The sequence below is a fragment of the Thermoactinomyces vulgaris genome, assembly GCF_003688725.1.
Taxonomy (GTDB): Bacteria; Bacillota; Bacilli; order Thermoactinomycetales; family Thermoactinomycetaceae; genus Thermoactinomyces; species Thermoactinomyces vulgaris.
In genome coordinates, this window is sequence record NZ_REFP01000007.1 from 514004 (window position 1) to 531707 (window position 17704).

At 47.6% G+C, this 17704-nt stretch carries 20 protein-coding genes; 19 read left to right on the forward strand and 1 reads right to left on the reverse strand.

What is annotated here, in order from left to right; all coding sequences use genetic code 11:
• The first annotated feature begins 103 nt into the window (after positions 1 to 103).
• Entirely contained in the window at positions 104 to 1243 is a 1140-nt protein-coding gene (locus tag ATH33_RS02925) for a M20/M25/M40 family metallo-hydrolase (RefSeq protein WP_049719961.1), read from the forward strand.
• A 108-nt stretch (positions 1244 to 1351) separates the two neighbouring features.
• On the opposite strand, the gene ATH33_RS02930 is transcribed toward ATH33_RS02925, so the two are convergent.
• Positions 1352 to 2224: an EcsC family protein gene (locus ATH33_RS02930; protein WP_249037505.1), complete on the reverse strand. Its 873-nt coding sequence runs from the start codon at positions 2222 to 2224 to the stop codon at positions 1352 to 1354.
• Positions 2225 to 2495: 271 nt separating this feature from the next.
• Between ATH33_RS02930 and ATH33_RS02935 the strand changes: the two genes are divergently transcribed.
• The 18 genes from ATH33_RS02935 (at position 2496) to ATH33_RS03020 (ending at position 17686) form a co-directional block, all read left to right on the forward strand.
• Positions 2496 to 2750, forward strand: coding sequence for a DUF2642 domain-containing protein (locus tag ATH33_RS02935; protein WP_231855173.1), 255 nt, complete (start codon positions 2496 to 2498; stop codon positions 2748 to 2750).
• Between the two features lie 55 nt (positions 2751 to 2805).
• The gene (locus ATH33_RS02940) at positions 2806 to 3696 is read left to right on the forward strand and encodes a manganese catalase family protein (protein ID WP_121874039.1); all 891 of its coding nucleotides are present in this window, start codon (positions 2806 to 2808) and stop codon (positions 3694 to 3696) included.
• A gap of 120 nt (positions 3697 to 3816) precedes the next feature.
• Complete coding sequence (locus ATH33_RS02945) at positions 3817 to 4368, forward strand: NUDIX hydrolase (protein WP_121874040.1); 552 nt, start codon at positions 3817 to 3819, stop codon at positions 4366 to 4368.
• Positions 4361 to 5536: an endonuclease Q family protein gene (locus tag ATH33_RS02950; RefSeq protein ID WP_121874041.1), complete on the forward strand. Its 1176-nt coding sequence runs from the start codon at positions 4361 to 4363 to the stop codon at positions 5534 to 5536. Before ATH33_RS02945 ends, ATH33_RS02950 begins: the two co-directional genes overlap by 8 nt.
• A gap of 158 nt (positions 5537 to 5694) precedes the next feature.
• A complete protein-coding gene (locus ATH33_RS02955) occupies positions 5695 to 6150 on the forward strand; it encodes a hypothetical protein (RefSeq protein ID WP_131470936.1) in 456 nt (151 codons plus the stop codon).
• Between the two features lie 90 nt (positions 6151 to 6240).
• Positions 6241 to 6903 (forward strand): stage II sporulation protein M, encoded by a 663-nt coding sequence (spoIIM, locus tag ATH33_RS02960; RefSeq protein WP_121874042.1) that lies wholly within the window; start codon positions 6241 to 6243, stop codon positions 6901 to 6903.
• 97 nt (positions 6904 to 7000) lie between these two features.
• Complete coding sequence (fur, locus tag ATH33_RS02965) at positions 7001 to 7480, forward strand: ferric iron uptake transcriptional regulator (protein ID WP_037997491.1); 480 nt, start codon at positions 7001 to 7003, stop codon at positions 7478 to 7480.
• A 93-nt stretch (positions 7481 to 7573) separates the two neighbouring features.
• Positions 7574 to 8695: an alanine dehydrogenase gene (gene ald / locus ATH33_RS02970; protein ID WP_049719970.1), complete on the forward strand. Its 1122-nt coding sequence runs from the start codon at positions 7574 to 7576 to the stop codon at positions 8693 to 8695.
• An 85-nt stretch (positions 8696 to 8780) separates the two neighbouring features.
• On the forward strand, positions 8781 to 9026 hold the full coding sequence (locus tag ATH33_RS02975; protein WP_037997497.1) for a DUF4227 family protein: 246 nt from the start codon (positions 8781 to 8783) through the stop codon (positions 9024 to 9026).
• A gap of 66 nt (positions 9027 to 9092) precedes the next feature.
• Positions 9093 to 10274, forward strand: coding sequence for a phosphopentomutase (gene deoB, locus ATH33_RS02980; RefSeq protein WP_049719971.1), 1182 nt, complete (start codon positions 9093 to 9095; stop codon positions 10272 to 10274).
• A 23-nt stretch (positions 10275 to 10297) separates the two neighbouring features.
• Positions 10298 to 11116 carry a purine-nucleoside phosphorylase gene (locus ATH33_RS02985; RefSeq protein ID WP_369792464.1) on the forward strand — a complete coding sequence of 273 codons (819 nt, stop codon included), beginning with the start codon at positions 10298 to 10300 and terminating at the stop codon, positions 11114 to 11116.
• Positions 11117 to 11272: 156 nt separating this feature from the next.
• Positions 11273 to 13540: an immune inhibitor A domain-containing protein gene (locus tag ATH33_RS02990; RefSeq protein WP_121874043.1), complete on the forward strand. Its 2268-nt coding sequence runs from the start codon at positions 11273 to 11275 to the stop codon at positions 13538 to 13540.
• Between the two features lie 117 nt (positions 13541 to 13657).
• A complete protein-coding gene (locus ATH33_RS02995; RefSeq protein WP_049719973.1) occupies positions 13658 to 14848 on the forward strand; it encodes a D-alanyl-D-alanine carboxypeptidase family protein in 1191 nt (396 codons plus the stop codon).
• 122 nt (positions 14849 to 14970) lie between these two features.
• Positions 14971 to 15324, forward strand: coding sequence for an anti-sigma F factor antagonist (spoIIAA, locus tag ATH33_RS03000; protein WP_037997504.1), 354 nt, complete (start codon positions 14971 to 14973; stop codon positions 15322 to 15324).
• Entirely contained in the window at positions 15321 to 15776 is a 456-nt protein-coding gene (spoIIAB, locus tag ATH33_RS03005; protein ID WP_037997507.1) for an anti-sigma F factor, read from the forward strand. Before spoIIAA ends, spoIIAB begins: the two co-directional genes overlap by 4 nt.
• A 9-nt stretch (positions 15777 to 15785) precedes the next feature.
• Positions 15786 to 16556, forward strand: coding sequence for an RNA polymerase sporulation sigma factor SigF (gene sigF / locus ATH33_RS03010; RefSeq protein ID WP_242062445.1), 771 nt, complete (start codon positions 15786 to 15788; stop codon positions 16554 to 16556).
• A 100-nt stretch (positions 16557 to 16656) separates the two neighbouring features.
• A complete protein-coding gene (locus ATH33_RS03015) occupies positions 16657 to 17286 on the forward strand; it encodes a stage V sporulation protein AA (RefSeq protein WP_037997511.1) in 630 nt (209 codons plus the stop codon).
• Positions 17270 to 17686 (forward strand): stage V sporulation protein AB, encoded by a 417-nt coding sequence (locus ATH33_RS03020; RefSeq protein ID WP_037997513.1) that lies wholly within the window; start codon positions 17270 to 17272, stop codon positions 17684 to 17686. Before ATH33_RS03015 ends, ATH33_RS03020 begins: the two co-directional genes overlap by 17 nt.
• Positions 17687 to 17704: the final 18 nt, after the last annotated feature.

A 17704-nucleotide genomic window follows, 5' to 3' on the forward strand; every position in this document is an offset into this window, starting at 1 on the left:
ATGGTATGAAAAATGGAGCTTGTACCAATTTTTGTTATCCAATTCTAAATAATGGTGTTACAATAAGAAAAATTTTTTGCATCGAATGGAGGAAGGATTACCATTGGTTAACCAACAACGGCTGATTGATGAATTCATCGAACTTGTCACAACGGATAGCGAAACAGGGGATGAACGGGTCATTTGTGATTTATTGAAGGAGAAGTTGACAAACCTCGGTTTTGATGTGAAAGAGGATCGTTCCAGTGAAAAAACCGGACACGGTGCCGGAAATATCGTGGCGACGTTAGGCGGAACGTTGGAAGATGTACCGAAAATCTATTTTACCTGTCACATGGATACCGTCGCACCCGGAAAAGGCATCCGGCCCGTCATAAAAGATGGTTATATCCAATCGGATGGAACGACGATTTTGGGAAGCGATGACAAAGCGGGACTGGCAGCGTTGATGGAAGGAATCCGCTTGATGAAGGAACAAAAAATCCCGCACGGAAAAATTCAATTTATCATCACCGCCGGCGAAGAATCGGGATTAATCGGTTCGCGCCATTTAGACTTGAGTCTGGTGGATGCCGATTTCGGTTTTGCCTTGGATTCCAACGGGCCGGTGGGCGAAATTATCACTTCCGCCCCGTCCCAAGTGAAAATCATAGCGACGATTTACGGGAAAGCGGCTCACGCCGGGGTGAATCCGGAAGACGGAATCAGCGCCATCCAGGTGGCCAGCCGGGCCATTTCCAAAATGCGCCTGGGCCGGATCGACAGTGAAACCACCACCAATATCGGTTCATTTCACGGCGGGACGGCCAGCAATGTGGTTCCGGAAAAAGTGGAGATCATTGCTGAAGCCCGCAGCCGTAATGAAATCAAATTAAAAGCACAAGTAAAGCATATGGTTCAGGCATTTAAAGAAGCGGCAGACGAGCTCGGGGCCCGTGCCGAAGTCGAAACGAACGTGCTTTATCCCTCATTTAAATTCACCGAGAAAGATTTGGTCGTGCAAAAAGCCATGGCGGCGGTGGAACGGGTCGGCCGCAAACCGAAATTGGATGTGAGCGGCGGAGGAAGTGATGCCAATGTCATCGCCGGATACAACATTCCGACAGTAAATCTGGGAATCGGTTATGAAAACATCCATACAACCAGTGAACGGATGCCGGTTCAGGAATTGATCAAAGCAGCCGAATTGGTTGTGGCATTGGTAGAAGAGTGTGCCAAAGTTCCGGTGCCGCAAAGTCTGTAGTCATAAGAACCCCGGCCGGGGGTTCTTTCTTTTTTGAGACACATACATCAGTTTGCGGTTTTTCTTCGGAAACTATGCATTCATTTCCGGTGACCCGGCCGTGAAAAATCAGGATGGCATGTCGGCCCGGAAGTTTGGATCCAGTTTTTTTAATTTATCCATGATCCGCCGTTTGCGGTATAACATCATGCCGGCTTCCGCCACTTCTTCGACCGTGGAGCGGTTGATGAAGGCTCCGAAGAGAATGCCGATGACCGGCACGATTTGAAAGAGTTTTTTCCAGCCGAAATGATCACGGTACGTTGCAATCACTTCCCGCCATCCCTGAAATTCGGAGATGGCTTCCCGTTGGTTTTTTTCGGAACCGGTTTCTGCCAGCTGCTTGAGAATGGATTGTTTGCCGACATAGTCGGCGGAAGCAAATTGCAAACATTTGACAATGAAGATTCGCTCTGATTTTTCTTTGGGCTGATATCCATAGATAATGGCCATTTCTTGCAAGGCGTGAAGCGAAATGCCGAGCAAGGCGGGGATGTCTATGGCCAAGGTGAAAATTCCGCCGAATCCGGTGGTGGCCCCTTGCATGGTGGCGAGTTGCTTGTGTTTTTGCATGGCTGTTTCGGCAACTTCGTTTAACAGGGATAACGGAAGTTGCCCGATTTCTTCCGGCGAAAGGGATGGACCGGGAATCCCCGCTTTCCTGGCGATGACCGAAATGGTTTGGCGTTCCTGAATCAAATACTCACCGCCGGTTTGGATATAGCTTCCCAATTCATCAAAAAACTTCCCCAGCACGTTATGGACGGCCTGAGGCGTGATTTTATCCAAAAGCGCAAAAGGGAGCCGTCCGATTTTTTCCCAACAAGATATTGCTTGACCGTTAAAGGATGGACAGCCATTTTCTTTAAATAAGAACGGATTTGCCCGGCGGTTCCCGTCAGGCGAATGCCGTGCGGACCGGTTTTGAATTCCATATTGCACGCCTCCGGTAACAAAGTGTTTAATTCTTTTTTACGTCAGTGCAAGTGAACTTATACATCCGCCGACGTTACCGGAGATTTGCAAACACATTGACGGAAAAAACATGTAATTTGATAGGACAATTTATATTGCGAATCCGGGTGCATATATACATTTATGGAGGTTCTTTTTCTGTTATAAGCCAAGTTTGCTGAATGGGTTTCAAAGGAACGGTTGCTTCTTCGTGTTGTTATCAAGAGGAAATTTCCTCAGATCATAAGGAGGGATTTCAATGCACCCTTGGTCACCCTGTGGGAGCATGTATGATGCCACCTTCCAATCCAGTCTGTATCCGCTCATGGGCCGGAAGGTTTCCGTGCAAACGATCCGCGGGAGTGTAACGGGAAGGCTCACACACGTTCAGAGTGATCATGTCGTGGTTCAATCCGGCGGGGCTCCTTTTTTTATTCGCATGCAACAAATCCTTTGGGTCGTGCCGGTTACAAAAAGCAAGAGACAACGGATGACTTCTCCGCTTCCTTGTTGATGGCATGACCTGAATTTGATCCGGTTTTTGATGCATAACCAAGGGAGGGGAAAGGATGTTTAAACGTTATAATCGTCTGGCTATTGAATTACCCGTCCCCGAACACGGGGATGCCAATGCGGCGGCGGCTGTTCAGGAATTGCTCGGCGGACGTTTCGGAGAAATGTCCACCTTAAACAACTATATGTTCCAATCCTTCAATTTTCGTGCCAAAAAAAAATTGAAACCCTTTTACGATCTGGTTGCCAGCATCACGGCAGAGGAATTCGGTCATGTGGAACTTGTCAGTGCAGCCATCAATTTATTGTCCACCGGCATCACCCGTCCGGGGGATCCGGACACCACCCCATTAAGAAACGGGTTGGATGCCCGAAATTCCTATTACTTTATCGCAACGGCCCAGACCGCGTTTCCTGCAGATTCGATGGGCAATCCATGGAACGGAACTTATGTGTTTAACAGCGGCAATTTGATTGAAGATTTTCTGCACAACTTTTTCCTGGAGATCGGTGCCCGCACCCACAAAATGAGGGTTTACGAAATGACCGATGCACCGGTGGCCCGGGAGATGATCGGTTACCTATTGGTGCGGGGAGGCGTGCATATCGTTGCCTATGCCAAGGCGCTCGAAATCCTGACCGGTGTCGATGTCACCCGCATGCTTCCCATACCGAGTCTTGACAACTCCAAATTTGATCATGCCAGAAAATACATTGAACAAGGACTGGACAACATTCTTTACACCTGGAGTGACCATGACTACCGCGACATCGACAAGATCTGGAGAGGGGAAAACCCGGAAACGGGTGCACCGCTCCGTGTGGTGAAGGGAACGCCGGAAGGAGCCCCTGTGCCTGATTTGGAGAAAAAACCGGAAGAGTTTGCCCCGGGCCTTGACAAAGATCATTATGAGTGGGTGTTAAATAAATTGAAATTTTATATGTAAACGGCTGACAGCCACAGTCCGGCCCCGGCTGGGCTGTTTTCTTTTTTTTGATCCGGTTTCCGGTATATGCGGTTTACTGCGTTATAATGGAGTGGACATCCCAAACAGGAGTGACTGGTCATGAAACAAAATCTGGAAGAAAAAACGATTGCCACCCAAAAAATATTCACCGGAAAAGTCATTGATTTACAAGTGGATGATGTCCTGCTTCCCAACGGAAACGTCTCCAAACGGGAAATTGTGACACACCCCGGCGCCGTGGCCGTCATGGCGCTCAATGAAGAAGACAAGCTCGTGCTTGTACGGCAATTCCGCAAAGCGTTGGAAAAAACGATTTTGGAAATACCGGCGGGAAAATTGGAAAAAGGCGAAGATCCGATGGACAGTGCCCGGCGGGAGTTGGAAGAAGAAACCGGTTATCAGCCCGGCCGTTTGGAAGAAGTGGTCTCGTTTTACACCTCCCCCGGTTTTGCCGATGAGAAAATCCATTTGTACTGGGCGACCGGTCTGGAAAAAGGAACCCGCAATCCGGATGAAGACGAATTTGTGGAGCTGGTCGAGCTGACCATGGAAGAATGTTTCAAACGGATTGAAACCGGAGAAATCTGTGACGCCAAAACGATTTTTGCCGTTTATTTTTGGAAAAACCGGGTGGAAGCCGGCGATGAGTGAACTGAAGACCCTTTATGCCGATTTTCATATTCATATCGGGAGAACCAGTCGCAATCATCCGGTAAAGATTACCGCGGCCAGAAACATGACCTTTGAAAACATCGTCAAAGAGGCACACCATCGCAAGGGGCTCGGCATGATCGGCGTGATTGACAGCCAGTCCCCGCCGGTGCAGGAGGATATTCTCGACGGGCTTCGATCCGGATGGTTCCGGGAGCATCCGGACGGGGGAATCGTTTACAAAGAGACGACCTGTTTGCTCGGAGCCGAAATTGAGATCCGGGAACCGGACACGGGCCCGGCTCATGTGCTGGTGTTTGTAAAAACTTTGGAGAAGATGCAGCAATTGACTGCTTGGCTGAAAAAGTCGATGAAAAATGTACAGTTGAGTACCCAAAGGCTTTATCAGCCGGTTTCAAAGTTGCAGGAAAAAGTGGAAGAGCTGGACGGGTTGTTGATTCCCGCCCACATTTTTACGCCGTTTAAAAGTGTTTATGGCAGTGCCGTCGACTCCATGGGGCAGCTTTTTGATTTGAAGAAAGTGGCTGCGGTCGAATTGGGGCTGAGCTCCGACTCGGAATTGGCGGACCGGATTTCGGAGTTGAATGCATTTCCGTTTTTAACGAATTCGGATGCGCACTCCCTGCCGAAAATCGGACGGGAGTACAACAAGCTTTTGGTGAAAGAAGCCAGTTTTGAAGAATTCCGCAAGGCGTTGAACGGGGCGGACGGCCGAAAAATCCTTAAAAACTACGGGTTGAATCCGCGATTGGGTAAATATTACCGGACCCGGTGTTTAAAATGCGGTGAGCTCTGGCCTCATGAAGAAACGCCGGTTTGTTTGCATTGCGGAAGCAAAAAGAGAGTCAAAGGTGTTTTGGACCGGATTTTGGAAATCAGTGACCAATCTTGCCGCCATCCGTCATTTCGTCCTCCGTACCAATATCAAGTTCCATTGGAATTTATCCCGAAACTGGGGAAAAGGACTATGGAAAAACTGCTGGACGCATTTGGCACTGAAATGAACATTCTTCATGAAGTTCCGGTCGAAGCGCTTGAAAGCGTGGCGGGAAGCCACATCGCCCGTCACATTCTCATGGCCCGGGAACAAAAACTGGCTTTCGAAGAAGGCGGGGGAGGCATATACGGACGGGTGAAACCAAGCTGACCACATGAATTGTGGCCGGCTTTTTTTATTCCCGCCTTTTCTTAAAAGATGATCCATTCCGGGAACAAGAAAGAAGAACGTAGTATAATGGATTTAACATCTGTACCGGTTAAGTTTGAGCGATGAAAGGTGAAGAAGGGATTGGGAAAACACCAGAGGTGAAATTTGGAGTGATGGGAATGGCTTATTTGGATTGGTCTCAGAAGTTGCTGAAAGTGAGCGGGTCATGGGTTCTTGTATGTGTGATTCTTTTAATCTTGTTCAAAGGATTGATTTTCCTTCTCCGCAACAAAAAATTATCGGTTTTCATCGCTTGCTTCAAAGGGATTTGGGCTGTCTTTTTTATCCTTTACTATGGTTTGATCTGTATATTTATTTATCGATTTCTGATTTATCCGTCTTTTGACGGGGATCCGGTTTGGGAGATTGGAATGACGCTGATCATTTTTGGCCTGGCGGTTTTGTTCTGGATCGGCCCCGTACGGGGAATCCTGGGATTCAAAGCCACCCGGACCCATCCCGAGGCGGCTGGCGGTTCCAAAGACGGCTGGGTGATTGAAAGCTGGTGGGGGGACGAGGTGTTGCCGGAGCGGAACCGGGATCCGGGCGAATGAACCGGAAGCAGGCAAATCTATAGAATCTTTTCGTATATTTTGGCTTTGTCCGTCATAGTTTCATAGTGATGGACAAAGGAGGCGGAAAGTATGAAAAGAAGACCGGGTCCCTTTGAGCATACACTGAGGTCCCATTTTCAGAGTCAAAAGTCGTTATATATTTTCGTCACGACCCTGTTTATGATGGGAGTGATTTTTGGCGCCGTTTTGGTCAACTCCTTGGATCCGTCTCAAAAAGAAGGGTTGCTTCATTATCTGGGGTATTTTTTTCAGGGGTTAAAAGACGAGACCATTGCCGAGCCAGGGGTTGCTTTCCAACATTCATTGGGAGACCATTTGAAAACGATCGGTTTGATGTGGATTTTGGGCTTGTCGGTCATCGGGATTCCTGTTTTGTTGGTTCTCTTGTTCTTAAAAGGCCTGGTCATCGGGTTTACGGTGGGGTTTCTTTTTTCAAAATTGTCCTGGCAGGGGCTTTGGTTTGCGTTTGTTTCCATTGTGCCGCAAAATTTGCTGATCATCCCGTCGATGATTATCATCACCATGGCCGGCATCCGTTTTTCCATCACCCTGATCAAGAATCGTTTGATTCATCATCGTGGAGCCATTTATCCGCATTTTGTCTCCTTTTCGCTGTTGGTGACGGGCATGGCGGTGGTTATGCTGGTTTCTTCCGCCTTTGAAGCTTATGTTTCCCCGGTGATGATGAAAGAGGTTGTGCCAACCGACATCACTGTGAGTCAAAACCCTTAATTTATAACAATTATTATTTGATAATATTTCTCGATTGGATTGACTCCTCTGCTTTGGTCAAATATAATGGTGTAAGACAGACAGGGGGGTGTCGTTATTGGAAGATCGGGTGAATCAAATTAAACAACAATTATCCGCCCATAACTATAAATTGACCCCCCAACGGGAAGCGACGGTCCGTGTGCTTTTGGAAAATGAGGAAGATCATTTGAGCGCGGAGGATGTCTACCTGTTGGTGAAGGAAAAAGCTCCGGAAATCGGGTTGGCAACCGTGTATCGGACGCTGGAGCTTTTAAGCGAATTGCAGATTATCCATAAGTTGAATTTCGGAGATGGTGTAACACGGTATGAATTTCGGGCTGAAGGGGCGGAACATCACCACCATCACCTCATCTGTCTCCATTGTGGTACAGTCGATGAAATTACGGAGGATTTGCTAGGCCCGATTGAGGAACAGGTGGAGAAAGATTTTGATTTTCAGATTGTGGATCATCGGTTGACATTCCATGGAATTTGCCATCGTTGTAAAGGAAAAGTATCCAATTTAAAAAAACTGGTAGGATCCAAAGTGACGTGAGATCTCTTCAGATCTCACGTTTTTTTATGTTTAAAATCCGATATATATTCCATCCTATAAATGGAAGCTCAAACCAAAGGAGGGTGTTGAATATTGAAAGTCGGAATTCCCAAGGAGATCAAAAACAATGAGAATCGTGTCGCCATCACACCCGCTGGTGTCGACCTTTTGGTGCAAGCCGGGCACGAAGTCATGGTGGAGTCCGGTGCCGGCGAGGGAAGCGGATTCAAGGATGAAGAATTTTTGGAGCATGGCGCCCATATTCTTCCTTCCGCGGCCGATGTGTGGGGCAAAGCGGATATGATTTTAAAAGTAAAAGAGCCGTTGAAAGAGGAGTTCCAATATTTTCGCGAGGATTTGATCTTATTTACTTATTTGCATCTTGCGCCGGAGCCGGAATTGACAAAGGCGCTGATGGATCAAAAAGTTTCCGCCGTTGCCTATGAAACGGTGCAATTGGATAACGGGTCCCTGCCGCTTTTAACCCCGATGAGTGAAGTGGCCGGCCGGATGTCCGTGCAAATCGGAGCACGCTTTTTGGAAAAACCGCAAAGCGGTGCAGGCGTGTTATTGGGCGGAGTGCCCGGTGTGGCCCCTGGCAATGTGGTGATTATCGGAGGCGGAACGGTCGGAACCCAAGCCGCCAAGATGGCCTTGGGCATGGGTGCCAATGTGACGATCCTCGATATCAATGCGGAGCGGCTCAGACAGCTGGATGATTTGTTTGCCGGACAACGGATTCAAACGTTGATGTCGAACCGGTTCCATATTGCCGAAGCCGTCAAACAGGCGGATTTATTAATCGGGGCGGTTCTGATTCCGGGACGGCGGGCACCCAAGCTGGTCACGGAAGAGATGGTCCAAACGATGAAAGAAGGATCCGTGATTGTCGACGTGGCGGTGGACCAGGGGGGATCCATCGAAACGGTCGACCGGATTACCACACACAGTAATCCCGTCTATGAGAAATACGGGGTGGTGCACTATGCCGTTCCCAATATCCCCGGTGCGGTTCCCCGGACTTCCACCATGGCTTTAACCAATGTCACCATGCCGTATGCCAAAGAGATTGCCGATAAAGGTTTGGAGCAGGCCGTAAAAGAGAATAAGGCGCTAGCCAAAGGAGTCAACGTGATCCACGGGCACGTGACCTACAAAGCCGTGGCGGAAAGCCTCGATTTGCCTTATACGCCGCTTGATGAGGTGATGGGATAAAGGGATGTTTCACTCCCGGATGATGTCATAAAAGATTGTCTTTCACATAATGTTTATAAAAATGTTTGAAAAGGGACGATCTTTTATGGTAATTTCTTTGCGTAAGGTGAAACAGTGGGTAAAATTTTTGTTATTATTTACCTTATTTACGCTTTTGCTGTATCAGCTTTTCATGATCCTGGCTCCTTATTTCCAACCGGACTTTCTGTATGAAGAGCCTTCCGGCGGAGCGGTGAAAGTGATTGCACAAAATATAGATACTCATGAATCCTCATCCACGCTGAAAGAAATGAAAGAACGGTTGCTTTTGTTTTACTGGATGGGGGAATGAAAAAGAACGCCCACCGTTCTTTTTTTTTCTCATGGATTATAATGGGAATCGGAAGGAGATGAAGAGATGAATCGTTTTAAACGTGTCGCCTTGATTGTATTAGACAGTGTCGGAATCGGGGCTTTGCCGGATGCCGGTGAATTTAATGATGAAGGTGCGCATACGCTGGGGCATATTGCCGAATATGGAGACGGGCTCAAAATGCCGAATATGCAAAGCCTCGGGTTGGGAAATATCGAAGCCTTGAAAGGGATTGAGCCGGTCGCGGAACCCGAGGCCTGGTACGGAAAAATGAAGGAGATCTCCAGAGGAAAAGATACAACCACCGGACACTGGGAGTTTATGGGGATTTATACGGACAAGCCCTTTAAAACCTATCCGGACGGATTTCCCACGGAATTGATTCAAGCGTTTGAGGAAAGAACCGGACGCAAAGTGATCGGGAACAAACCGGCTTCCGGAACGGAAATCATCAAAGAATTGGGCGAAGAGCACATGAAAACCGGTGCATTGATTGTCTATACTTCCGCCGATAGCGTGTTTCAGATTGCCGCCCATGAGGAAGTGGTGCCACTGGAGGAATTGTACCGGATTTGTGAAATCGCCCGTGAATTGACCCTGGATGAAAAATATTCCGTCATTCGCGTGATTGCCCGGCCGTTTGTGGGACAACCCGGAAATTTCACCCGTACGGCCAACCGCAGGGATTATTCGGTCAAACCGCCGGAAAAAACCGTGTTGAATCATTTGAAAGAAGCGGGCAAAGATGTGATCTCCATTGGGAAGATTTCCGATATTTATGCCGGTGAAGGAATTACATATTCCCTGAAGACCAAATCCAATATGGATGGCGTGGATCAGTTCCTCAATATCATGAAAGAGGATTTTCACGGACTGGCGTTTGTGAATTTGGTGGACTTTGATGCCAAATACGGCCATCGCCGGGATCCGGAAGGATATCAACAAGCGTTGGAAGAGTTTGATGCGCGGGTGCCGGAGATTTTGGCATCTCTCCAAGAAGATGATTTATTGATCATCACCGCCGACCACGGAAACGATCCAACCCATCATGGAACCGATCACACCCGGGAATACACGCCGCTTTGGGTGTATGGGAAACGTTTGGTCAAGCCCGGACAATCGTTGGGTGTGCGGGAATGTTTTGCAGACGTGGGAGCCACTATTGCAGAAAACTTTGATGTGACCATGCCGAAAATCGGAAAAAGCTTTCTGAAAGAATTGAAATAAAAGGAGTGGTTGAAACCGTGAGTGTGACGAAAGAACAAATCAAAGAAGCCGCAGAGTCGATTCGCGGACAAATGAAGGATAAACCGCAAGTCGGATTGATTTTGGGGTCCGGACTGGGCGTGTTGGCCGAAGAAATTCAGGAGCCGGTCACCAGCCGTTATCAAGATATCCCGCATTTCCCGGTTTCCACGGTGGAAGGGCATGCAGGAGAGCTGATTTCCGGGAAATTGGAGAATAAAAATGTGATGGTCATGGCCGGACGATTCCATTTGTATGAAGGACATGACCCGTCATCGGTGGTGTTCCCCATCCGTGTGATGAAAGAACTGGGAGTGGAAACGATTTTGGTCACCAACGCGGCCGGAGGAGTCAACCAGTCTTATGAACCGGGGGACTTGATGGTGATTCGCGACCACATTAATCTGATGTTCCGGAATCCTTTGGTCGGTCCGAATGATCCGGAACTCGGGGACCGCTTCCCGGATATGTCGGTTGCTTATGATGAAGAATTGCGCAAGTTGGCCCATCAGGTTGCGAAGGAACAGGGTTTCTCCCTGCAGGAAGGCGTCTATGCCGGTGTGTTGGGCCCGTCTTATGAAACGCCGGCCGAAATCCGCATGATCCGGACGCTGGGCGGAGATGCGGTCGGCATGTCGACGGTGCCGGAAGTGATTGCGGCCCGGCATGCGGGAATCCGGGTATTGGGGATTTCTTGCATTTCAAACATGGCGGCGGGCATTTTGCCGCAACCGCTTTCGCATGAAGAAGTGATCGAAACCGGTAACCGTGTCAAAGGGAAATTTATCAAACTGGTGAAAGGGATTTTGCAACAGTTGGATTAATCGGAAGGGAAGAAGATGGAACCATGATTTTTCATGGTTCCATCTTCTTTTTTATGGTGTTTTTTGGGATAAACAGAGTACATCCATGTTGAAAAAAAATTAACATAATTTATAATAATAGATGTGTTTTTATGTTTTAATCAAAGGGGGAAACCGATGAAGAAAACGAATAAGGTGTTCGCCCTTCTTTCTTCTTCACTTTTGCTCGGATCCATTGTTATGTCGCCGGTGGCGGGATGGACGGAAAAAGTGGAAGCAAAAGAAGCGGAAACACGGGTTGATTGGTCATTGGTGAATGAAAATGCATTGATTCAGCATTTGAAAGAGAAGGGGAAACTGGATCAAGATGCAAGCCCTGAGGAAATCAACCAAGCCGTGAAAGAATACGTGATGGACGGAAGTGTTCCTTTCAGCCAAACCGAAGGGATCGACACTTCTTCCAAATTTGGTGAAGAAGCATACAAAGGGAAGAAAAAGATCCAACAAAAAGTATTCGACAAAATCAGCAAAATCGATGAAAATACCGTTCAAGCACTGAAAGAGAACAAAAAATCTTTTAATGACCGCGCGGTTGTGGCCTTGATTGAATTTCCTGATTTTCCGCACAATTCCATCAAAAAGAAAGAAAACCAGTTTTGGGTGAAAGATTTTAATCCGGAACATTACGAACAGCTGTTGTTCAACCGTGACGGCTTTACCATGGATGACGGGGCGAAGATCCCATCCCTGCGCCAGTATTATCTTGAACAATCCGTCGGGTACTGGAATGTGGTTGGCGAAGTGACCTCTTGGGTTCAAGCAAAGCATGAAGCGAAATATTATGGAGGACACCAGGACCAAGGGGATTATGAATTAAAAGATGCCCGTCCCCGTGAGTTGGTGATGGAAACGTTGGCGGCCGTCGGCCAACAAATTGCCGGAAAAGAGGAATTGTATGACCAACGGGATCCGTATGATCTTGACAATGACGGCGATGTCATGGAACCGGACGGCTTGTTGGACAACCTGTTCATTGTCCACTCCGGTGAAGGCGAAGAAGCGGGGGGCGGCGATTTGGGCGAAGACGCGATTTGGTCCCACCGTTCAGTGATCGGTCCGGAGCCGGTTCCGATTCCGGGAACCAATTTAAAGGCTTTTGATTATATCATTCAGCCGGAAGATGGTGCGGCCGGTGTCTTTGCCCATGAATACGGCCATAATCTCGGATTGCCGGATGAATATGACACCGGATACACCGGAGCCGGTTCCCCGATCGAGGCTTGGTCTTTGATGTCTTACGGCAGTTGGACGGGGAAAATCCCGGGGACCGAACCGACCGGATTCAGCCCGTGGGCAAAACTGTATTTCCAAGAAACTTACGGCGGAACCTGGCCGATCGCCACTGTCATAGATTACGACCGACTGCACCAAAAAAGAGCGGCGGTGTTAAAAGAAGCGGTGGCGCAATCCAGCAAAGGAAAAATCCTGAAAATCAACCTGCCGGACCAGCTGGTGGATCCGCCGACCCAGCCAAGAGGAAAGAAATCGTATTTCTCTGACAAAGGAAATATGCTGAACACAAAGCTGACATCGGCGGAAATTGATTTGACCCATGCTTCGGAAGCGAAATTGCAATTTGAATCGTGGCGTCAGATTGAGGCAGGTTATGATTTCTTGTATGTCAATGTTTATGCCGACGGGAAAAAGGAAACCATCCGGCAATACGATGATGACACCAACGGCAAATGGGTTGAAGAAGAGTTGGATTTGACTCCGTACACCGGCAAAAAAATCAAAATCGAATTTAATTACGTCACGGATATCGGATTGATGATGGAAGGGTTCTATGTGGACAATATCGCTGTCACCGCAGATGGAAAAATGGTCTTTTCCGATGATGCCGAAGGCGATCCAAAATTCACACTGGATGGTTTCAAAGTATTTGACGGGTCCAAAATTCCCTTTGAACAATATTACTTGGTGGAATGGCGAACCCATCACGGAATGGATCTGGCCCTGAAGCATCTTCGCCGCGGACAAACCATGTTGAGTTATGATCCCGGAATGGTGGTCTGGTTTTATGATGCCCGTTGGGGAGAAGACAACATGACGGGGCTCCATCCGGGAGAAGGTTTCCTCGGCGTGGTTGATGCCCATCAACGCGGGCATTACTGGAACGACGGAACCGTGGCGGACACCCGGTATCAAATCAATGATGCGGCTTTCGGATTCAAAAAGACTTCCCCTATCGATATCGAGTTCAACGGTTCCTACATGAAGTATGATCCGTTGCCGGGAATTCCGGCGTTTTATGACGGACACGATTACACCAGCCCGTTTAATCCGGACGGAGGAAAGATCCTGCCCCATTACGGAATCGGAATCGCTTTGAAAAAAGTGAAAAACGGTGAAAAAGAAGTGATTGTGGAAGTATCCAAAAAATAAAAAGCAATGACTGAAAAAAGACTTTGCTGCTTTTAGCGGTAAAGTCTTTTCTTTTTTGGCATAATTATCCGGCTCGTGGTTCAAACTATAGATACTGCTATTGGGGAGGGAATTGGAATGCTGAAAAAGCTCAGCTGTTTAATCCTGTCGCTCGGCTTGATGGCCGTTTCGTTGATCCCGTCACAACCGGTTTCGGCCGAAGAGGCGGAAACCGATTTGGCGCCGGAAGCCGTTTCCGCCATTCTGCTGGATGCCGGGACGGGAAAAGTGTTGTACGAAAAAAACAGCCATCAACCGTTGCCTCCTGCAAGCATTACCAAAGTGATGACCATGTTACTGGTCATGGAGGCAATCGATCAGGGGAAAATATCCTGGTCGGATCCGGTGCGTGTCAGTGAACATGCCGCTTCCATGGGCGGGAGCCAGATTTTCCTCGAACCGGGGGAACAAATGACCGTCCATGACTTGTTTAAGGCGATGGCCATTTCATCAGCCAATGATGCGGCAGTGGCACTGGCGGAATATTTGGGAGGCACGGAAGAGCGTTTTGTGAAAATGATGAATGACAAAGCCAAGGAATTGGGACTGAAAAATACACATTTTGAAAATTGCAACGGCTTGCCGGCATCAGGCCATTACTCTTCCGCTTATGATATTGCCGTGATGTCCAGGGAACTTCTTTCTTATCCCAAAGTGACCAACTATACGGGACTTTACGAAGATTACCTGAGGAAAAATTCGAAAAAACCGTTCTGGCTGGTCAATACCAACAAATTGGTCCGGTTTTATCCGGGAATGGACGGGTTGAAAACCGGATACACTTCCGAGGCGAAATATTGCTTGACGGCCACGGCCAAAAGGAACAATCTCCGGTTTATCGCCGTGGTGATGGGCGAACCAGATGTCAAGAAGCGGAATCAGGAAGTTTCCTCGATGATGGATCATGCATTTAACCATTACACAAGCCAACGGATTTACAACAAAGGGGATTTGATCGCGGAAAAACGGATTGATAAAGGAAATCCGGACAAAATCCGCATTGAAGCCAAACAGCCGATCGACATGTTGATAAAAAAAGGCGAATCCATCCGTGATTATCAAAAGAAATGGGTTTGGGAGGATTTAAAGGCTCCCGTCAAAAAAGGAGACCGTCTTGGAAAACTGCAGATCGTTAAGGACGGACAAGTTGTTGCCGAGTGGAATTTGATCAGCAGCATGGAGATCCAAAAAGCAAACCTCTGGACCTCTGTGAAGCGAAGTTTGAAAGAAATGCTTTTTTTGCCGGATGATGTGAATACACAGATGTAGAAGGAAAGAGGATTCTGGACAATCTTGTCAGGAATCCTCATTTTTTGGTTATTTTTTGCAGACGGAAGGAAAGGGCCGAAAAATCATAGAAGATATGGGAAAAAAAGAAAGGGGCGGGAGAGATGAGCTTATCCCTGCAAATGGATTCCGACCGTCAGGTTTTGATCGTCCGGCTGGCCGGAGAACTTGACCATCATCATGCCGAAAAAGTGCGTGCTTCGATTGAAGCCGAATTGGAAAAAGGGGAGTTTCGCCACCTGGTGTTGAATCTGGCCCGTTTGGAATTTATGGACAGTTCCGGATTGGGTGTGATTTTGGGGCGTTATAAAAAAGTTTCCCAGTTGGGAGGAAAAATGATTCTCTGTTCCATTCAGCCGCCTGTATACCGCTTGATGGAAATGTCGGGGTTATTTAAAATTTTGCCTACATACGAAAATGAAAAGCATGCAATTTCAGCTTGCGGGGTGGCGTCATGAGCGAAACAGGGAAAAATTTCATGGAATTGAAATTCAGCAGTCGTTCGGAAAATGAAGCGTTTGCCAGAGTGACGGTCGCTTCTTTTATCTCTCAATTGGATCCGACGGTGGAGGAATTGACCGAGATCAAGACGGTTGTTTCCGAAGCGGTGACCAATGCGGTGATTCATGGATATGAAGAAAAAGAGGATGGGGTCATCTATATCCGGACGGATATCGAGGGGCAAAAAATCAGCATCACCATTTCCGATCAGGGCATCGGCATTGAAGATATCAACGAAGCCAGACAACCGCTTTACACGTCCAAACCGGAATTGGAACGGTCGGGCATGGGATTTACCATCATGGAAAATTTCATGGATGAAGTGATGATTCATTCCAAACCGGGGAAAGGCACAACCGTTCACATGGTGAAATACTTGAAAAGCCGTCAGCAGACGATGGCTCATTGAGGGATGCCTATGGAACCGGATGTATACAACAACAGGCACAGCCATTTGTCGGATGAAGAAGTGAAAAAACTGATTCAGGCCAGTCAAAACGGGGACATGGAGTCCCGGAACAGTTTGATTCGTCATAATATTCGGTTGGTTTGGTCGGTGGTGCAACGGTTTTTGAACCGCGGATATGAGGCGGAGGATTTATTCCAGATCGGATGTATCGGTTTGTTGAAAGCAGTGGATAAATTTGACTTGAACTATGACGTGAAATTTTCCACTTATGCCGTTCCGATGATTATTGGCGAAATACAGCGGTTTTTGCGTGATGATGGAATGGTGAAAGTGAGCCGGTCGTTAAAGGAGATGGCCAACCGCATCCGCAAAACGAAAGACCATTTGTCCAAAAAATACGGGCGTTTGCCGACCATTCAGGAAATTGCCAATGAGATGGGAGTGGACCCCGAGGAGATTGTTTTTGCCCAAGAAGCCAACCGGGCTCCTGCTTCGATCCATGAAACCGTCTACGAAAATGACGGCGACCCGATTACCTTGATGGACCAGATTGCAGACGAGCCGGTGACCACCTGGTTTGACAAGCTGGCCATCAAAGAAGCGATTCATCGTTTGAGCGATCGGGAAAAGTTAATCGTTTATCTTCGTTATTACAAAGACCAGACACAGTCCGAAGTGGCAAGCCGGCTGGGCATTTCCCAAGTTCAGGTCTCGCGGTTGGAAAAAAAAATTATTGCCAAAATGCGACAGGAGCTGGATATCCAGAAAGAAAACCGGTAATTTCAGGCTTCAAGCACCTTGACGGTGCTTTTTTATATTTTACCAGTTCTGCACATACTAACGGATGATCGAAGTGTTTTTTTAAAGGAGTTGCCCGCAGATGAAAGACATGTTAACCATCCGTCTCAAAAAGAAAGTCGTCATAAAACCTGGGCAACCATTGTATCTGAAAGATATTTCCCGGTTGGATTCTGCGCGAGAGGAAATTGCATGCAAAGTCAAAGATTTAATCATTTATGACCCGCAGGTACAGCATGGGAGTTTTTATGTGATTGATGTGATGGATGTCATGGACATCATCCACAAACATTTTCCGGCATTGGATGTTCGTCATGCGGGGCCGCCGCAAACATTGGTTGAGATCTCCGGCAATTTGCGGCCGCCTTCGATCATCCTTGTCCTGATGGTGATGATTCTTTTATTTATCGGTTCCGGACTGGCCATCATGAATTTTCACATGGATGTCAGCATGCCCCAGGTTCATGAACGAATTTATTATCTGATTACCGGGGAACATAAATCATCCCCCTTGATCATGCAAATTCCTTATTCGTTGGGCATCGGGATCGGCATTTTTGTCTTTTTTAACCGCTTGATTAAAAAACGGTTGAAAGAAGAACCAAGTCCGTTGGAGCTGGAGATGTTCCTGTATCAGGAAAATATTGAACAATACATGATCGATCATGAAAAGCGGAAAGAGGATTCCGGTTGCCATGAATCTGTTCCATGACTTGCTTCTCATCATCATCGGTCTGGCGGGAGGGACGGTGGTCGGTGGCGGTTTTGTCGCTTTTATCACCGTGCTTGACATTGTTCCGAGACTGGCACAAGTGACAAGGACACCACAAATGATCGCCCTCTATGAGTACAGCATCGGACTTGGCGTTTTGTTTTTTACCTGGTTGGACTTTCGTTCGTTTTCGCTTTCGATACCAGGTGTTTTCACTTTGATCGTCGGCCTGTTCATGGGGGTGTTTGTCGGCCTTTTGGCGGCGGCACTGACAGAGGTGGTAAACGTCATCCCGATTATGGCAAAGCGTTTGAACATGGAAGGTTATTTGGTTTATTTTCTGCTGGCAATGGCACTCGGCAAAGTGGCCGGTTCCATTGCGGAATGGATGTTTTTTTGATACTGATCAAGAAAGAAA

Bases quoted from the DNA above. Each gene is read 5' to 3' on its own strand.
- sigF (WP_242062445.1), top strand. From the start codon at position 15,786: ATGGAACCGGATGTATACAACAACAGGCACAGCCATTTGTCGGATGAA.
- ATH33_RS02935 (WP_231855173.1), top strand. From the start codon at position 2,496: ATGCACCCTTGGTCACCCTGTGGGAGCATGTATGATGCCACCTTCCAA.
- ATH33_RS02975 (WP_037997497.1), top strand. From the start codon at position 8,781: ATGGTAATTTCTTTGCGTAAGGTGAAACAGTGGGTAAAATTTTTGTTA.
- spoIIAB (WP_037997507.1), top strand. From the start codon at position 15,321: ATGAGCGAAACAGGGAAAAATTTCATGGAATTGAAATTCAGCAGTCGT.
- spoIIM (WP_121874042.1), top strand. From the start codon at position 6,241: ATGAAAAGAAGACCGGGTCCCTTTGAGCATACACTGAGGTCCCATTTT.
- ATH33_RS02995 (WP_049719973.1), top strand. From the start codon at position 13,658: ATGCTGAAAAAGCTCAGCTGTTTAATCCTGTCGCTCGGCTTGATGGCC.
- deoB (WP_049719971.1), top strand. From the start codon at position 9,093: ATGAATCGTTTTAAACGTGTCGCCTTGATTGTATTAGACAGTGTCGGA.
- ATH33_RS02940 (WP_121874039.1), top strand. From the start codon at position 2,806: ATGTTTAAACGTTATAATCGTCTGGCTATTGAATTACCCGTCCCCGAA.
- ATH33_RS03020 (WP_037997513.1), top strand. From the start codon at position 17,270: ATGAATCTGTTCCATGACTTGCTTCTCATCATCATCGGTCTGGCGGGA.
- ATH33_RS02990 (WP_121874043.1), top strand. From the start codon at position 11,273: ATGAAGAAAACGAATAAGGTGTTCGCCCTTCTTTCTTCTTCACTTTTG.
- ATH33_RS03015 (WP_037997511.1), top strand. From the start codon at position 16,657: ATGAAAGACATGTTAACCATCCGTCTCAAAAAGAAAGTCGTCATAAAA.
- ATH33_RS02950 (WP_121874041.1), top strand. From the start codon at position 4,361: ATGAGTGAACTGAAGACCCTTTATGCCGATTTTCATATTCATATCGGG.
- ATH33_RS02945 (WP_121874040.1), top strand. From the start codon at position 3,817: ATGAAACAAAATCTGGAAGAAAAAACGATTGCCACCCAAAAAATATTC.
- spoIIAA (WP_037997504.1), top strand. From the start codon at position 14,971: ATGAGCTTATCCCTGCAAATGGATTCCGACCGTCAGGTTTTGATCGTC.